The 14,792-nt window shown below is 74.7% G+C and carries 13 protein-coding genes; 9 read left to right on the top strand and 4 right to left on the bottom strand.

Translation table 11 applies throughout. The features are described from left to right. Nucleotides 1-19: 19 nt before the first annotated feature. Nucleotides 20-1,105 carry an exo-alpha-sialidase gene (locus AB0J57_RS05580; protein WP_366126683.1) on the top strand — a complete coding sequence of 362 codons (1,086 nt, stop codon included), beginning with the start codon at nt 20-22 and terminating at the stop codon, nt 1,103-1,105. A 43-nt stretch (nt 1,106-1,148) separates the two neighbouring features. Here AB0J57_RS05580 and polX read toward each other — a convergent pair whose 3' ends face one another. Both polX and AB0J57_RS05570 read right to left on the bottom strand, forming a co-directional pair. Further along, nucleotides 1,149-2,885: a DNA polymerase/3'-5' exonuclease PolX gene (gene polX / locus AB0J57_RS05575; protein ID WP_366126682.1), complete on the bottom strand. Its 1,737-nt coding sequence runs from the start codon at nt 2,883-2,885 to the stop codon at nt 1,149-1,151. A 20-nt stretch (nt 2,886-2,905) separates the two neighbouring features. Then, a complete protein-coding gene (locus AB0J57_RS05570; RefSeq protein ID WP_366126681.1) occupies nt 2,906-3,964 on the bottom strand; it encodes a M28 family peptidase in 1,059 nt (352 codons plus the stop codon). 205 nt (nt 3,965-4,169) lie between these two features. On the opposite strand from AB0J57_RS05570, the gene AB0J57_RS05565 reads away from it, so the two are divergent. From AB0J57_RS05565 to AB0J57_RS05545, 5 genes are all read left to right on the top strand, one after another. Then, nucleotides 4,170-4,916, top strand: a complete 747-nt coding sequence (locus tag AB0J57_RS05565) for a PP2C family serine/threonine-protein phosphatase (protein WP_366126679.1) — start codon at nt 4,170-4,172, stop codon at nt 4,914-4,916. Nucleotides 4,917-5,052: 136 nt separating this feature from the next. After that, entirely contained in the window at nt 5,053-5,349 is a 297-nt protein-coding gene (locus tag AB0J57_RS05560; protein WP_366126678.1) for an antibiotic biosynthesis monooxygenase, read from the top strand. An 80-nt stretch (nt 5,350-5,429) separates the two neighbouring features. Continuing rightward, nucleotides 5,430-6,107 carry a uracil-DNA glycosylase gene (locus AB0J57_RS05555; protein ID WP_366126677.1) on the top strand — a complete coding sequence of 226 codons (678 nt, stop codon included), beginning with the start codon at nt 5,430-5,432 and terminating at the stop codon, nt 6,105-6,107. Next, nucleotides 6,104-7,129 (top strand): BadF/BadG/BcrA/BcrD ATPase family protein, encoded by a 1,026-nt coding sequence (locus tag AB0J57_RS05550; protein WP_366126676.1) that lies wholly within the window; start codon nt 6,104-6,106, stop codon nt 7,127-7,129. Before AB0J57_RS05555 ends, AB0J57_RS05550 begins: the two co-directional genes overlap by 4 nt. A 115-nt stretch (nt 7,130-7,244) precedes the next feature. After that, the gene (locus AB0J57_RS05545) at nt 7,245-8,165 is read left to right on the top strand and encodes a hypothetical protein (protein WP_366126675.1); all 921 of its coding nucleotides are present in this window, start codon (nt 7,245-7,247) and stop codon (nt 8,163-8,165) included. 61 nt (nt 8,166-8,226) lie between these two features. On the opposite strand, the gene AB0J57_RS05540 is transcribed toward AB0J57_RS05545, so the two are convergent. Together AB0J57_RS05540 and AB0J57_RS05535 are read right to left on the bottom strand one after the other, a co-directional pair. Further along, nucleotides 8,227-9,270 carry a lactonase family protein gene (locus AB0J57_RS05540; RefSeq protein ID WP_366126674.1) on the bottom strand — a complete coding sequence of 348 codons (1,044 nt, stop codon included), beginning with the start codon at nt 9,268-9,270 and terminating at the stop codon, nt 8,227-8,229. A gap of 99 nt (nt 9,271-9,369) precedes the next feature. Next, nucleotides 9,370-10,938 carry an FUSC family protein gene (locus AB0J57_RS05535; RefSeq protein WP_366126673.1) on the bottom strand — a complete coding sequence of 523 codons (1,569 nt, stop codon included), beginning with the start codon at nt 10,936-10,938 and terminating at the stop codon, nt 9,370-9,372. A 267-nt stretch (nt 10,939-11,205) separates the two neighbouring features. Between AB0J57_RS05535 and AB0J57_RS05530 the strand changes: the two genes are divergently transcribed. Genes AB0J57_RS05530 through AB0J57_RS05520 form a run of 3 tightly spaced genes read left to right on the top strand, consistent with a single transcriptional unit; the run spans nt 11,206 to nt 14,745 of the window. Then, nucleotides 11,206-13,503 (top strand): MMPL family transporter, encoded by a 2,298-nt coding sequence (locus tag AB0J57_RS05530; protein ID WP_366126672.1) that lies wholly within the window; start codon nt 11,206-11,208, stop codon nt 13,501-13,503. A 38-nt stretch (nt 13,504-13,541) separates the two neighbouring features. After that, complete coding sequence (locus tag AB0J57_RS05525; RefSeq protein WP_366126671.1) at nt 13,542-14,027, top strand: Lrp/AsnC family transcriptional regulator; 486 nt, start codon at nt 13,542-13,544, stop codon at nt 14,025-14,027. 34 nt (nt 14,028-14,061) lie between these two features. Continuing rightward, nucleotides 14,062-14,745, top strand: a complete 684-nt coding sequence (locus tag AB0J57_RS05520; protein ID WP_366126670.1) for an HAD family phosphatase — start codon at nt 14,062-14,064, stop codon at nt 14,743-14,745. Nucleotides 14,746-14,792 lie beyond the last annotated feature (47 nt).

Raw genomic sequence — 14,792 nt, 5'->3', positions numbered from 1 at the left:
CGTCCAGGAGGTGTCGGCGATGACCGACGTACTACTGACCGTAGGCACCCGCAAGGGACTGTTCATCGGCCGCAGGCGTGGTGGCCGATGGGAGTTCGAGGGACCGCAGTTCAACGCGCAGGCCGTCTATTCGATCGGCATCGACATGCGCCGGACCACGCCCCGGCTGCTCGTCGGAGGGGACAGCACGCACTGGGGCCCCTCGGTGTTCCACTCCGACGACCTGGGGGCGACGTGGACGGAGCCGGCGCAGCCGGCCGTCAAGTTCCCGAAGGATACGGGGGCTTCGCTGGAGCGGGTGTGGCAGTTGCACCCGGCCGGGCCGGCGGCGCCCGGCGTGGTGTACGCGGGCACCGAGCCCGCCGCGCTGTTCCGCTCCGAGGACGGCGGGGAGACCTTCGAGCTGGTCCGCCCGCTGTGGGACCACCCGACCCGGTCGCAGTGGGTGCCGGGCGGCGGCGGTGAGGGACTGCACACGGTCGTCACGGACCCCAGGGACCCGGACGCCGTGACGGTCGCGGTGTCCACGGCCGGGGTGTTCCGCACCCTGGACGGCGGCCGGAGCTGGTCGCCGTCCAACCAGGGGGTGTCGGCGGTCTTCCTCCCGGACCCGAACCCGGTGTTCGGACAGTGCGTGCACAAGATCGCCCAGGACGCGGGCGACCCGGACCGGCTGTACCTCCAGAACCACTGGGGGGTGTACCGCAGCGACGACGCGGGCGCCAAGTGGACCGACATCGGCGCGGGCCTGCCCTCGGACTTCGGCTTCGCGGCGGCCGCGCACCCGCACCGCGCCGATGTGGCGTACGTCTTCCCCATCCAGGCCGACTCCGACCGCGTACCGGCGGAGCGGCGGTGCCGGGTCTACCGCACGAGCGACGCGGGCGGCACGTGGGAAGCCCTGTCGGCCGGCCTGCCGGACGGCGACCACTACGGCACGGTGCTGCGCGACGCGATGTGCACGGACGACGCGGACCCGGCCGGTGTCTACTTCGGCAACCGCAACGGCGAGCTGTACGCGAGCGCCGACGAGGGCGACAGTTGGCAGTTGCTGGCGTCCCACCTGCCGGATGTGCTGTGCGTGCGGGCGGCGGTGATCGGCTGACGGCCGCTTCGCGTCGCCCACACGTCTCTACGTCTCTACGTCTCTACGTCGACCGGGAACCGCCCTTGCGCAGGAAGCGGCGCAGCTTCGTCAGGGGCCAGGTGTTGATGACGTCGTCCTTCGTCAGCCATCCACGCTGGGCGGTTCCCACTCCGTACCGCATGTACGGCAGGTGCGTGACGGAGTGGGCGTCGGAGTTCACCGCGAACTTCACGCCGTACCGCTTGGCGCGGAGGATGTCCTCGTCGCGCAGGTCGAGGCGCTCCGGATGGGCGTTGATCTCCAGTGCGGTGCCCGTCGCCGCGCACGCCTCGAACACCGCGTCGAAGTCGGCGTCCAGGCCGGGGCGTTTGCCGATCCGGCGGGTGGTGGGATGGCCGATGATCGCGACGTACGGGTTCTCGCAGGCACGGATGAGCCGGCGCGTCAGGGCCTGCCTGCTCTGGTTGAAGTGCGAGTGGACGGAGGCCACGCACAGGTCCAACTCCGCCAGGAAGTCGGGGGGCCAGTCGACCTCGCCGTCGGGGTCGATGTTGAGTTCCGTGCCGTGCAGCAGGCGCATCCCGTGGTGCTCGCGGTCCAGTTCCCGTACGCGCTCGCGCTGCGCCAGCATCTTCTCGTCGGTCATGCGCTGCATGTACAGGTTGGGGGCGTGGTCGGTGATCGCGTAGTAGGCGTAGCCGCGTGCGGCGGCCGCGGCGACCATGTCCTCCAGCGGGGCGAGGCCGTCGGTGAGATCGGTGTGGGTGTGCAGGTCGCCCCTGATGTCGCCGTCCTGGACCAGGTCGGGCACCTCGTCCCGCAGCCCTGCCGCGATCTCGCCCCGGTCCTCCCGCAGCGGGGGCGGGATCCAGGGCAGGCCGAGCCGGGCGTAGATGTCCTCCTCCGTCTCGGAGGTGATCATGTCGCCGCTCTCGGCGTCGAAGAGTCCGTACTCGGAGAGCTTGAGCTTGTGGCGCACGGCGATCTCGCGGGTTCTGATGTTGTGGGCCTTGGACCCGGTGAAGTACTGGAGTCCCGCTCCCCAGGAGGCGGGCGGCAGGACGCGCAGGTCCACCTGGAGGCCCTTGGTGGTGCGGACGGAGGTCTTCTTCTCGCCGTGCGCGATGACCTCGGCGGTGTGCGGAAGGGCGCCGAGGGCGTCCATGAAAGGCGCCGACTTCTCCGCCGCCACCAGGATGTCGATGTCGCCGATGGTCTCCTTCATGCGGCGCAGGGACCCGGCGTAGGTGCACCGCGCGCAGCCGGAGATGGCGGACAGTTCGGCGACGATCTGCTCGGCGACGTCCATGGCGGCGCTGATGAGGATGCGGCCCTCGCCGGCCTTCTGCATGAGCGCGATGCCGTGGAGGATGTTCGCCTCGGTCTTCTCGCCGAAGCCCTTCAGGTCGCGCAGCCGCTCCTGGTGGATGGCGTCGAGGAGCTGGTCGACGGAGGTGATGCCCAGTTCCTCGTGGAGGACCATCGCCTTCTTGGGGCCGAGCGTCGGGATGGTGATCAGCTCCCGGACGCCGGCGGGGATCGACGCCCTGGTCTCCTCGATCGTGGAGACCTGGCCGGAGTGCAGGTACTCGACGACCTTCTCGGCGATGGACTTGCCGACGTTGGGGATGTCCTTCAGGCCCTTGGCGTCGAGCTTGGCGATGTCGGCGTGGTAGCCGCCGATGGCTCGGGCCGCCTTCTCGTACGCGCGCGCTTTGAAGGCGTCGCCTCCGGTGATGGCGATGAGGTCGGCGTACTCCTGGAGCAGCGCTTCGACCTCTTCGTTGGCTCGGGGCATACCTCCAGGGTGCTCCGGCATCACCGAGGGGGCACGCCGGGGATCATCGCGGTGACCGTGGCCGCCGTGGCGACGGCGACCGCCGTCAGACGCCGGTAGTCGAGGGTGTCGGGGGTGTCGGTGGGCCGGTGGTAGTGGGGGTTACGGAAGTTCGCCGTGTCGGTGAGCATGAGGGCGGGGATGCCCGTGTTCCAGAAGGCCGCGTGGTCGCTGCGGTCGAGGTGGGCCAGCGCGGGCACCGCCAGGCCGGCCAGGGCGCCCAGTGGGCCCTGGGGACGGGGGTCGCACAGGGTGACGCAGGGCAGCGCGGGCTCGGTGGCCCGCGCGGCACCGTGCCAGAGGGCGGCCGCCGCCCGTGTGGAGCGCCGGTGGACCAGGAGGGTGAAGTCGCCGCGCAGCCCGGCCGAGCGGACGGCGGTGGCCACGCGGGGGAAGGCGGTGCCGAACCCGGGCGGCATCCGCTGGCTGCCGGCTTCGGCCGTGAAGTACCCGACCGATTCCAGGCAGATCATGCCCGTGACCTCGCGGTTGCGGCGCAGCCACTGGGCGGCGAACCGGGAGCCGATAAGGCCCAGTTCCTCCATGTCGAACACCATGAACGTGACGTCCGGGGGGTTCGGCATCCCGCCGAGGAGCCGGGCGACCTCCAGCAGCGCGGCCACGCCCGAGGCGTTGTCGTCGGCGCCCGGCGCGGCGTCGACGGTGTCCAGATGGGCTCCGACGACGACGGTCGGGCGGCGGACGCCGGCCGGTGGTTCGGCCAGCAGGTTCGCACCGGTCAGCCGCGGGTGCAGGCGGAACCGCAGGGGCAGCGCCCGGTGACCGCGCCGGTCGGTGGAGCCCGGGCGCCACCGTACGTCGAACGGCTGCCGCCCGGCCGGCCGGCCCGCCGCGGCCAGTTCGGCCGCCACATGCGCCTCGGCCCGCAGCATGGCCCCGGGGGCGCGGGTCCGGCTGCGCGGGCCGTCGGCGAGGATCTCGACGTCCCGGCGCAGGCGCCGCGGGTCGGCGCGCGAGGTCAGCTCCCGGACGACGTCGCCCAGGGCCACGGGTCCGGCCTCCGGTACACGGGCCGGCATGCTCCGTCACCGCCTTCCCTCACGGCCTTGCCTCACCGCCTTCCCCCATGGTCGGGGGTGGCGCGGGCGACGGCCACCGGCGGCGTCACGGCGGCGCGTGTGACCGCAGGTGACGGCCACCGGCGGCTCCTCCGGCGGCGTCACGGTTGGCTCGGGCGTCACAATGGGGGTGAGGGGCGCCCCTGCCGTCGCGGAGAGGCGGTCGATGCCCGTGCGGTACACAGCCGTGACTGCCCTGAGCCACTCCGGGCTGCTCCGCGACCACAACGAGGACAGCCTCGTCGTCGGGCCGTGGACCCTGTGCGGCACCGAGACCGAGAACCCCCAGTCACTGGTGTTCGCGCTGGGCACCCCGCTCGTCGTGGCGGTCGCCGACGGGCTGGGCGGGCAGCCGGCCGGCGAGGTGGCCAGTTCCCTGGTCGTCCGCCGGCTCGCCTCGCTGGGTCCGTCCCTGGACGGTGAGGCCGCCGTCCGTGAGGCCCTGGACGACTGCAACCGCGCGGTGTACTCGGCCGCCGAGGGCCATCCCGAGCTGGTGACCATGGGGACCACGGTCGCGGGCGCCGTGGTGCTGGAGGATTCGCTGCTGACGTTCAACGTCGGCGACAGCAAGGTGTACCGGGCGGCCGAGGACGGGCTCCGCCAGGTGAGCGTGGACGACAGCCCGCCGCCGGCGCCGGGGCGGCGCACCACGTCGGCCGTCACCCAGACGCTCGGCGGCGGCTACGCGTTCAGCGCCGTGACGCCCCATGTGGCGACCTCCCCGCTGGACACCGGCGACCGCTTCCTGGTGTGCAGCGACGGGCTGACCGATCCGGTGCCGGACGACGAGCTGGAGAGCCTGCTGCGGGACCGTGGCGACGGCAGGGCCGCCTTCGAGCTGTGGAAAGCCGCGATGGACGCCGGAGGGCCCGACAACATCACCCTCGCCCTGCTGCGCATCGGCGAATAGGCCCGGCAGGCGGAAGCGGTCCCGGAAGGCGGAAGCGGGCCAGGGAGGCGGAAGCGGCGCCACGGCCCTACGGTGGTCTGGGAGGCCGCCGGCACCGGGACGCCGGCCCGCCGATCAGGCCGAGGAGGTCGCTGCGATGGAGAGGCACTTCGTCTGGACGACGACCCGCCGTATCAAGCCGGGCACCCTGGACGAGTTCGAACGGGCCTGGCGCCCGGGCGCGCACCCGGACGGCATGATCCGCGCGTTCGCGTTCTGGTCCGAGGACGGCCAGGAGATCACCGGAGTGTCCTTCTGGGAGTCCAAGGAGGCGTGCGACAACTGGCGGCAGTCCGAGGCGGAGAAGCAGCGGCGCGAGGCCATGGCCCCGTTCGTCGTCGAGGAGCGGGAGGCCTTCCTGCGCGGCGGTGAGCTCAGCATCCCCGATCGGTAGCCATCCCGAACGGCAGGCGGACGATCCCCGGAACGTTCGGTGTGAGGCGTGCTGTTGATCGGCCGGTAGGGTGACCTGCCGTGGCAGCACGACCGTTGAAAGAAATCGTAGAGCCGGGCTGGGCGGACGCCCTCGCGCCGGTGGCCGAACGCATCGCCCACATGGGCGACTTCCTCCGCACGGAGATCGCCGCCGGGCGCACCTACCTGCCGGCCGGACCGCACGTCCTGCGGGCGTTCCAGCAGCCGTTCCACGAGGTGCGGGTCCTGATCGTCGGACAGGACCCGTACCCGACACCGGGGCACGCGGTGGGGCTGAGCTTCTCCGTGGCGCCGGAGGTGCGACCGCTGCCGGGCAGCCTGGAGAACATCTTCCGGGAGCTGAACTCCGACCTGGGGCTGCCCCGGCCCTCCAACGGGGACCTGACGCCGTGGACCCGGCAGGGGGTGCTGCTGCTCAACAGGGCGCTGACCACCGCGCCGCGCCGGCCTGCCGCGCACCGTGGCAAGGGCTGGGAGGAGGTCACCGAGCAGGCCATCAAGGCGCTCGTGGCACGCGGCAAGCCGCTGGTGTCCGTGCTGTGGGGGCGGGACGCCCGCAACCTCCGCCCGCTGCTCGGCGACCTTCCGGCGATCGAGTCGGCGCACCCCTCCCCCATGTCGGCGGACCGGGGCTTCTTCGGCTCGCGGCCGTTCAGCCGGACGAACGAGCTCCTGGTCCGGCAGGGCGCGCAGCCGATCGACTGGCGGCTGCCGTGACGCCTCCCCCGGACGGGGGGTGGGTGCTGGGGGCCGACTCCGGCGGGTCCGGTCTGCGGGTGGCGCTCGCGGCGGTACGTGAGCCGGCCGCGGAGGGCGGCGGCGTACGGGTCGTGGATTGCGTGGAGTTCGGGGAGCCGGTGCGCACCGGGGCGGGCGGGATCGACGCGGCGCACCTGCTGGAGCGGCTGCTGCCCGCCGCCGAGGGGCTGCTCGGGCGGGCCGGGGGCGGCCGGCTCGCGGCGGTGGCGGTCGGGGCGGCCGGGATGGCGACGCTCGGGGACGAGTTGCGGGCCACGCTCCCGGAGGCGCTGCGCCGTTCGCTGGGGGTGGGCCGGCTGGCGCTGGCGGCCGACGCCGTAACCGCGTACGCCGGGGCGCTCGGGCAGCGGCCGGGGGCGGTGGTGGCGGCGGGCACCGGCCTGATCGCGCTGGGCACGGACCTGTCGGGCTGGCGCCGCGCGGACGGCTGGGGGCACCTGCTGGGCGACTGCGGCAGCGGTGCGTGGATCGGCCGCGCCGGGCTGGAGGCGGCGATGCGCGCCCACGACGGGCGGCGCGGTGGCTCGGCGGCGCTGCTGGCGCGGGTCGAGGCGCTGTTCGGGCCCCCGGCGACGCTGCCGGGCCTGCTCTACCCGCGCGCCGACCGGCCCGCCGTGCTGGCCTCGTTCGCGCCCGAGGTCGCCCGGTGCCACGCGGACGGCGACCCGGTGTCGGCCGGCATCCTGGCGGCGGCCGCCCGGCACATCGCGGAGGCGGCGGCTGCCGTCTGCCCGCCCGGCCACGACGAGCCCGAAGTGGCGCTGACGGGTGGCCTGTTCAAGATGGGCGACCCGCTCCTCGTACCGCTGCGTGCCGAGCTTGCGGAGCACCTGCCGTCCGCGCGTACGGTGCCCGCCGCCGGGGATCCGCTGGACGGCGCGGTGGCCGTCGCGGCGGCCCTCGCCACGGGCACGCTCCTGCTGCCTCGCGAGCCGGGCATGCTGGACACAACCACCCTCCAGCCGACCGATCGGGCATAGCCGGACAGAGGGCACCCCACCCTCCCTCTCGCTGATCGGACATAGCTGGACAGAGGGCACCTGACCGCCCCCTCCCCAAGCGTCGGAACAGGTAAAGCCAGTAGCATGCGGCGCCATGAGCTCCCCCACTGGGCCCGCTTCCGGCCTGCCTGTACGAATGCCGCGACCCCGACAGTCCGGGCGGCACCGTCGCCCTGAACCCGTGGCGGCCCCCGAGGGCGCGCCCGCGCTCGTTCTCGCCGTTCCCGGCGCCCCTTCCGCCGCTGTCCGCAGCCTGGCCGAAGAGGTCGTGAGCATCGCTCGTTCCGAGCTGCCCGGCCTGGAGGCCGCGATCGGTTTCCTGGACGGCGACGACTCCGAGTACCCCACGCTCTCGGCCGTCCTGGAGCGGGCCGCCGCGCTGCGTGTCGAGCGGTACGAGCTCGCGAAGGCCGCCGGCCGTGACGTCGCCGAGCCCGAGGGCCCGGCCGCCGTCGTGGTGCCGCTCCTGGCGGGCCCGGACAGCGCGCTGACGGACCGTATACGGCAGGCCGTCGCGGACAGCGGCGCGGCCGCCGAGACGACCGACGTTCTGGGACCGCACCCGCTGCTCGCGGAGGCGCTGCACGTGCGCCTGTCCGAGGCGGGGCTGGCCCGTGCCGACCGGGCGCGGCTGTTCACGGTCGCCACGGCGGCCGACGGCATCGTGCTGGCGACGGTCGGCGGCGAGGAGGCCGTGCGGGCGGCCGGGATCACCGGCATGCTGCTGGCCGCCCGGCTCGCCGTCCCGGTGATGGCGGCCGCGCTGGACCAGGAGGGTTCGGTGGCGGCGGTCGCCGAGCAGTTGCGCGGCTCCGGCTCGGCGCAGCTCGCGCTCGCGCCGTACCTGATCGGCCCGGAGCTGGCCGAGGGCCTGCTGGACGACGCCGCGAAGGCGGCGGACTGCCCGGTGGCCGAGCCGCTGGGCGCGTACCCCGCGGTCGGCAAGCTGGTGCTGTCGCAGTACACGACGGCGCTGGGCATCGCGCCGCAGCCGCAGGGGACTCCGGTCCGCTGACGAGGCCGGCCAGGCCTGCAAGGGGCCCGCACCGGCAGACGTCCGGTGCGGGCCCTTCGTGTCAGGCGAAGGCCACGCAGGTGGCCGCCGGGACCTGGATCGCGCCCGCCCGGCTCGGCACGCCCGTGGCGGGGTCGATGTCGAACCAGGTCACGTCGCCGGAGCGCTCGTTGGCCACGTACAGCCGCCGCCCCTCCGGGTCCAGGGCGAGGTCCCGGGGCCAGCGCCCGCCGCACGGGACGGCGGTGACCGGCCGGGGCCGCTCCCCGCTCTCGTCGAGGGCCAGGACGGCGATGGTGTCGGCGCCGCGTACGGCCGCCCACAGGAACCGTCCGTCGCGCGAGGCGGCGATCCCGGAGGGGTAGTTCACGGTGTCCGTGGGCAGGGCCACCTCTTCCACGGGTGCGAGGGTGCCCGTGGCGGGGTTCCAGCGGCAGACGGTGAGCGTGGGTGTCAGTTCGGCCAGGACGTAGACGTGGCTGCCCGACGGGTGGAGGGCGAGGTGGCGCGGGCCGCTGCCGGGGCGCAGCGCGGTCTCGCCGTGCGGCGTCAGCCCGCCCGTCGCGGGGTCGAGGGCGATGACGCGTACGGAGTCGGTGCCGAGGTCCACGCTCAGGACCCAGCGGCCGCCGGGGGCGGGCACCACCTGGTGGGCGTGCGGGCCTTCCTGCCGGTCCGGGTGCGGGCCGCTGCCCCGGTGCGGCAGCACGCCCGTGGCGGGCTTCGGTACGCCGTCCGGGCCCAGCGGCAGGGCGCTCACGCTGCCGGAGCCGTAGTTGGCGGTGAGCACGTGTCCGTGGACGAGCGCCAGATGTGTCGGGTGCGTCCCGCGTACCGGCGCGGGCGCGCCGAGCAGTCGGGGCGCGGGGCCCGTGACGTCGAAGGCGGCGACGGCACCGTCCTCCGTCTCGCCGGCCGCGTAGAGCACGTCGCCGCCGGGCGCGGCGATCAGGAACGACGGGTCCGGCACCGCGCCGGACGCACCCGTGACGGTCAGCGCGCCCGTCTCCCGGTCCACGGCGGCAGCGACGACCCCGCGTCCTCCCGCCGAGGTGAACGACCCGATGTACGCGCTCCCACTGCCCCGCCCCGCCTCGTCCACCACCGCGCTGCCCCTCTCCGCCCGCCGACCCGACGTCGGCGCGCCCGACCCCGGTAGCGCCGACGCTAGCAGGTCTAGACCAAGTCGGGCCCGGGTTCGGGGTTACGCGCCGATCAGCGGCTCCCGCGGGGACGTGCGCAGCGGCGCGGCGAGCTCGGTGAGCGCGCGTTCCAGGCTGTGCAGGTGCGCCAGCGCGGGCCCGGCGGCGGCTCCCGGGGCGTGCGGGGCGTCGGCGGGTACGGTCCGCGCGAGCCCGGCCGCGGCCCCGGGGGCGTGCGCGGCGTCGGCGGGTGCCGTGCGGGCCTGACGTGCCTTCTCCGGCGTCGTGAGAGCTTCCACGGCGGCCTCCACCCGCCAGCAGGCGGCGGCCAGCCGGGCGTCGTGGGACGCCTCGGGGTCCGCCGCGACGGAGGCGAGGCCCCGTACCTCCCGCGCGCACGCGTCGAGCAGCGCGAGCACCTGCCGGGCGCGGGCCTTGCGGGCGCGCAGCGGGCTCAGCGGGTGCACGAGCGGGGCCAGCGAGAGCCGTACCCGGCCGAGGAGTACCTCCAGCTCGGCGACGTGCGGGGACGGGTCGGCGCCCGGGGTGCCGGACAGGCGGGCGGCGGCCTGGGCGGTGCAGACGTGCACGCAGCGCAGGGCGCGCTGGATCCAGGCGTCCGTGGTGGCGTGGGTCGTCACGGGCAGCACGAACAGCACGGCCAGCACCGCGCCGATCGCCCCGGCCCCGGTCTCCAGGGCCCGCAGGGCGAGCAGCGCCGGGTCGAGCACGCCGAGCAGCCCGTAGAGGGCCCCGGCCATCAGGGTCACGGACAGCATCATCCAGGTGTACGAGACGGCGGCCGTGTAGAAGATGCCGAAGACGCACACCGCGACCAGGACGGCCGTGGGCACGGCGGCGCCGTCCAGCGGGACGACGGCCACCAGGCCGACGGCGATGCCGAGCAGCGTGCCGAGGACCCGCCGGAAGCCGCGCACCAGGGTCTCGCCGCGGGAGGCGGTGTTGACGAAGATCCACCAGGTGGCGCCGACGGCCCAGTACCAGCGCTCCCCGGAGAGCATCTGGCCGATGACGAGCGCCACGGCACCGCCCGCGGTCGCCTGGACCGCCTGGCGCGTGGTGACACGGGCCAGCCCCCGCCCCTCGTCCGGCGCCTGGACGGCCGGCGGCGGCAGGCGCCGCTCGTAGCACCACAGGCCGAACCGGACGGCCGAGGAGCACAGCAGGGACAGGGCGACCGCGGCGTACAGCTCGGGCAACTGCCCGGGCAGGGTGTGCAGGAACTGCGTCACAAAGAAGGTCATGAACGCGAAGACACCGAGGGAGTGGCCGCGCGGCCCCCAGCGGCGGGCGTAGACCCCGGCGCCCATGACGGCGAGGAAGGCCACGTCCCGGGCGACCGGGTGGTCGTGCAGGACGGCGGCGAGGGCGAGCACCGGGAAGCCGACCACGGGCAGCAGGGCCGTGGTGACCACCTGCCCCCGGACCGTGGTGTCCGTGACGGTGAAGAGCGCGAGGAGCGCGGCGAGCCCACCGGTGATGGCCGCCGCGAGGGAGTGCCCGGCGAGTCCGCACACCGCCACCGCCACGCTGATGCCGAGGACGGCCCGGGTGGCGCTGCGCAGTCGCAGCCGCCCCGGGTCCGGAGCCACGAACACCCTCTTCAGCACAGTTTTCCCGCCCCTTCGACGTTCCGGCATGAAAAAGGCGCCGCGGGATCCGCAGCGCCATCGACACCCCCATGACACCACTCGTCGGCCCGATGGCTCAACTCGACGGAATACCACCGGGCCATTGGCCCAGGGGGGCGGGGGGATGGAGTTCGTGGACAGCGCCAATGGCCGACTCAAGGGCGGGCACGGCCGGGGTCGAAGAAGAAGGGGGAAGCGAACCGATCGCCTGGCGCCACCGCCAGGACCCGTGCCAGGGGAGCGCACATGACGACCACGACCAGGCCGGACCCGGCCCCGAAGCCGACGCCGCCGGCGGACGGGGGCGACGGCCCCGGCGGTCCGCCCGCCCCCTTCGCGGTACGCCACCGGCGTCTCGTGTCCGTACTCGCGCTGCTGCTGATGGCCCTGTCCGGGCTGCTCGGGCACGACGTGGCCGGCCGGCTGTCATCGGGCGGGATCGTGCCGCCCGGGGCGGAGTCGATGCGCGCGGAGGAGATCCTCCGGCGGGACTTCGGGGCGGGCCGGCCGGATCTGGTGCTGCTGGCCCGTACGGACACCCCGGGAGGCGGCGGCCCGGACGCCCCCGCCTCCGTCACGGCCGGCCGGCTGGTGGAGCGGCGGCTGGCCGCCGATCCCGGGGTCGCGCGCGTCCAGTCGTACTGGACGCCGGGTGCGGCGGAGCCGGTGAGGGCGGCGCTGCGGGAGCGGGACGGGCGGGGCGCGCTGGTGCTGGCCTGGCTGCGCGGCGGTGACCACGAGCGGGGCAGGACCGCCGAGCGCGTGGTGCCGGACGTGACCGGACGGTTCGGGCCGCTGGAGGTGAAGGCCGGGGGCGAGGCGGCGACCCGCGTCGAGGTGGCCCGACAGGCCTCCCGTGACGCGCGGCTGAGCGAGCTCGTCGCCCTGCCGGTCACCGCGACGCTCCTGCTGCTGGTGTTCCGCTCGCTGGTGGCCGCCGCGCTGCCCGTGCTGGTCGGGGTCTTCGCGGCGCTCGGCACGACGGCGCTGCTGCGCCGGCTCACCGAGTTCACCGAGGTCTCGGTGTACGCGCTGAACATCGGCACCGCCCTCGCCTTCGCGCTGGCGATCGACTACAGCCTGTTCCTGGTCAGCCGGTACCGGGAGGAGTGCCTGGGCGGCGCGACGACCGCCCGGGCCCTGCACACGGCGCTGCGCACGGCCGGCCGGGCGGTGGCCTTCTCGGCCGGCACGGTCGCGTGCAGCATGGCCGCCCTCCTGGTCTTCCCGCACCCGCTGCTGCGCTCCCTCGGGTACGCGGGCGTGGCGGTCACGGTCATGGCCGCCGCCGGCAGCCTGGTCGTGCTGCCGGCCGTCCTCGCGCTGCTGGGCGACCGGCTGGAACGCCTGGACGTGTTCGCCCGGTGGCGCCGCCGTTCGCGGGCGGACCGCGCGACGGCGCGGGGAGGCTGGGGCCGGATCGCGCTGGCGGTCATGAGGCGGCCGCTGGCGGCGGGGATTCCGGTCACGTGCCTGCTGGTGCTGCTGGCCCTGCCGTTCACCGACGTCCGGTTCACCATGTCCGACGACCGGGTGCTGCCCGCCGGGACCGCCGCCGGGGACGTCGGCCAGGCGTTGCGCACCGGTTTCCCCGACTCGCCGGTCGGGGCGACCACGATCGCCCTGCCCGGCTTCGACGCCCGCTCCCGCGCCGGCGAACTGGACCGGTACGCCCGCCGGGTCTCGGGCGTGGCGGGTGTGGAGCGGGTGGACACGGCCACCGGGACGTACGCCGACGGCCGGCTGGTCGCCCGCACCTCGCCGTCGGCCGCCCGTTTCGTGCCGCCGCCCGGTGCGGGGGCGCGGGGCGCGTACCTGTCGGTGGCCACGGCCGGCGAGCCGGGCGATCCGGCCTCCGCCGACCGCGTCGAGGCGATCCGGGACGTGCCGGCGCCGGTCCGCGCGCAGGTGGGCGGGTTCGCCGCCCGTGTCGCCGATGTCCGCGCGGCGATCGGCGACCGGCTCGGCCTGGCCCTGACGCTGGTGGGCGCGTCCATGTTCGCCCTGGTCCTGGGGCTGACCCGGCGGCCCGTGCTGGCCGTCAAGGCACTGGTGCTGAACACCCTGAGCCTGTGCGCGACCTTCGGCGCGCTGGTCTACATCTTCCAGGAGGGCCATCTGCGGTGGCTGGTGGGGGGCTTCGTCACGACGGGCGGTCTCGACGTGCAGTTGCCGGTGGTGGCCTTCTGCGTCGCGTTCGGCCTGTCCATGGACTACGAGTGCATGCTGCTGTCCCGGATCGTCGAGGAGCGCCGCGCGGGCGCGGACACCGTGACGGCGGTGGCCCGCGGACTGGACCGTACCGCCCGCCTGTTCACCTGGTCGGCCACCATCCTGGCGGTGGTCATGGTGGCGCTGGCGACCTCCGGGCTGGTCTTCCTGAAGGCCGTCGGCGTCGGGCTCGCCCTGGCCGCCGTACTGGACGCGACCGTCGTCCGTGGCCTGCTGGTCCCCGCCGTGATGAAGCTGGCCGGACGCGCCAACTGGTGGTCGCCGTCCTGGCTGGGCGGCAAGGGAGCCAAGGGTGGGCCATTGGTACGGTGATCCCAGGGAAAGCCGTACCAGAAGGGGGCTGAGGGGCCATGGCGGTCGACGAGCTGGACACCCGCATCCTCCGGCTGCTGATCGAGCAGCCGCGCACCAGCGTGCGTGAGTACGCGCGGATCCTCGGCATCGCGCGCGGCACCCTCCAGGCCCGCCTCGACCGCCTGGAGCGCGAGGGCGTGATCACCGGTTCGGGTCCGGTGATCTCCCCCGCCGCGCTCGGGCACCCGGTGCTCGCGTTCGTGCACATCGAGGTCACCCAGGGGCACCTGGACGAGGTGGGCGACGCGCTCGCCGCCATCCCCGAGATCGTCGAGGCGTTCTCGATCACCGGCGGCGGGGACCTGCTCACCCGGGTCGTGGCTCGGGACAACGGGCACCTGGAGGACGTCATCCAGCGGCTGATCCAGCTCCCGGGCGTGGTGCGCACGCGTACGGAGATGGCGCTGCGCGAGCGCGTGCCGCACCGGCTGCTGCCGCTGGTGGAGGCGGTGGGCCGGTCGGCCGGCCGGCGGCGGGGGTGAGGGGCGCCGGGGGACGGCTTGGCATGCTGGGGCCATGAGCACTTCTCGTACCGCCGTCATATTCGACCTCGACGGCACGCTGGTCGACAGCGAGCCGAACTACTACGAGGCGGGGCGCCGGCTCCTGGAGCGCTACGGCGTCACGGACTTCGGCTGGGAGCGCCACACCGACTTCATCGGCATCGGGACGCGCGAGACGCTGGAGATCCTCAAGGAGGAGTACGGGATCGACGCGCCGATCGAGGAGCTGCTGGCGGGCAAGAACCGGCACTACCTGGAGCTGGCGCGCGCCGCGACCCACGTGTTCCCCGAGATGCGGGTGTTCGTGGAGCTGCTGCACGCGGAGGGCGTGCCGATGGCGGTCGCGTCCGGTTCGTCGCGCACCGCGATCGAGGCGGTCCTCGGCGGGACGGGGCTGGACGCGTACCTCACCACGCTGGTGTCGGCCGAGGAGGTCGAGCGGGGCAAACCGGCCCCGGACGTGTTCCTGGAGGCGGCGCGCCGGCTCGGGGTCGAGCCGGCGCACTGCGTCGTCCTGGAGGACGCACCACCCGGCGCGGCGGCGGCCGAGGCGGCCGGGATGCGGTGCGTCGCGGTGCCCTACGTGCCGGGCACGGCCGACGACCCGGCGTTCGCCGGCGCGGGGCTGCTGGTGCGGGGCGGGCAGGCGGAGTTCACGGCCCGGGCGGCGTACGACTTCGTGATGACGGGGCGTTAGGGGACGCCCGGCCCCCCGCCGGTCGCCGCCGCGCCGACCGGCGGCCG

Source organism: Streptomyces sp. NPDC049837 (genome assembly GCF_040674455.1).
GTDB lineage: Bacteria > Actinomycetota > Actinomycetes > Streptomycetales > Streptomycetaceae > Streptomyces.
Note: the sequence above shows the minus strand (reverse complement) of the source record. Positions and strands in the feature narration are given on the sequence as shown.

Bases quoted from the DNA above. Each gene is read 5' to 3' on its own strand.
- AB0J57_RS05580 (WP_366126683.1), top strand. From the start codon at position 20: ATGACCGACGTACTACTGACCGTAGGCACCCGCAAGGGACTGTTCATC.
- polX (WP_366126682.1), bottom strand. From the start codon at position 2,885: ATGCCCCGAGCCAACGAAGAGGTCGAAGCGCTGCTCCAGGAGTACGCC.
- AB0J57_RS05570 (WP_366126681.1), bottom strand. From the start codon at position 3,964: ATGCCGGCCCGTGTACCGGAGGCCGGACCCGTGGCCCTGGGCGACGTC.
- AB0J57_RS05565 (WP_366126679.1), top strand. From the start codon at position 4,170: ATGCCCGTGCGGTACACAGCCGTGACTGCCCTGAGCCACTCCGGGCTG.
- AB0J57_RS05560 (WP_366126678.1), top strand. From the start codon at position 5,053: ATGGAGAGGCACTTCGTCTGGACGACGACCCGCCGTATCAAGCCGGGC.
- AB0J57_RS05545 (WP_366126675.1), top strand. From the start codon at position 7,245: ATGAGCTCCCCCACTGGGCCCGCTTCCGGCCTGCCTGTACGAATGCCG.
- AB0J57_RS05530 (WP_366126672.1), top strand. From the start codon at position 11,206: ATGACGACCACGACCAGGCCGGACCCGGCCCCGAAGCCGACGCCGCCG.
- AB0J57_RS05525 (WP_366126671.1), top strand. From the start codon at position 13,542: ATGGCGGTCGACGAGCTGGACACCCGCATCCTCCGGCTGCTGATCGAG.
- AB0J57_RS05520 (WP_366126670.1), top strand. From the start codon at position 14,062: ATGAGCACTTCTCGTACCGCCGTCATATTCGACCTCGACGGCACGCTG.